1 protein-coding gene is annotated in these 269 nt (G+C 50.2%); it reads right to left on the bottom strand.

From position 1 onward, the window contains the following. Positions 1-62: 62 nt before the first annotated feature. Positions 63-269: lipocalin-like domain-containing protein (locus SB816_RS32005; RefSeq protein ID WP_410548244.1), on the bottom strand; the 207-nt coding region annotated here is incomplete at its 5' end.

The raw sequence follows: 269 nt of genomic DNA, 5'->3' as shown, positions 1-269 counted from the left end.
ATCCAGCCTGAAGATGTCTCAATCGCACCACAACCGATTTCCGCTTTAATTGCAAACAATGCTCAATCCACGCGCCGCCAGACGGAAATCGGCACATCGCCATTCGGTCGCGGCGTTACGCGATAACTCAATTCATTCCCTTTCAATTCGTAATTCCTTTTCTGTTCCTGTCCTACCCAATTCGGGAACGACGAGTTTTTGATGTGAAACGTCAGCGTGCCCTCTGCCGGATCGATCGTGATTGAACCGTAATGCGTGCTTGATCCCAG

Origin of the sequence: Achromobacter sp. SIMBA_011, from assembly GCF_046535435.1 — a bacterium.
GTDB classification, from domain to species: Bacteria; Pseudomonadota; Gammaproteobacteria; order Burkholderiales; family Burkholderiaceae_B; genus Achromobacter; species Achromobacter dolens.
The sequence above is the reverse complement of the archived record's forward strand: the minus strand, read 5'-3'. Positions and strand labels throughout refer to the sequence as shown.